Source organism: Paenibacillus zanthoxyli JH29, assembly GCF_000520715.1.
Classification (GTDB): domain Bacteria; phylum Bacillota; class Bacilli; order Paenibacillales; family Paenibacillaceae; genus Paenibacillus_AQ; species Paenibacillus_AQ zanthoxyli.
On the sequence record NZ_ASSD01000498.1, the window covers coordinates 1 to 318 of the forward strand.

The 318-nt window shown below is 56.6% G+C and carries 1 pseudogene; it reads right to left on the reverse strand.

Annotated features, from left to right (window positions below):
* A pseudogene (locus L691_RS29440) lies at window positions 1–201 on the reverse strand (amidase); the annotation flags it as partial.
* Window positions 202–318 lie beyond the last annotated feature (117 nt).

Sequence of the window (318 nt, forward strand, 5' to 3'; positions counted from 1 at the left end):
CAGGCTGCGAACCGCTGCGGCATGCTCTTCCGCCGCCGGATGACTGCGCAGCCAGTCCGGGTTGCCCGCCGACGAGACATGGCCCTTGACCGCAAAGACGTCTTTGACCGCAAAGGTCAATCCGTCCAAAGGTCCGCGCGCAAGCGGCGATACCTCAAGTCCCGGATCGATAAATGCTCCATACCGGTTGTCCAATACCATCTGTCCTTCCCTCCTCTCACTTCTCGTTCCTTTATGCTAAAATCCGCACCTTCTATTGTTCGGACTGTACTCTTGTGATTGTTCCCGTTTCCAATGCTTGCCGTTACCAGCCGATGG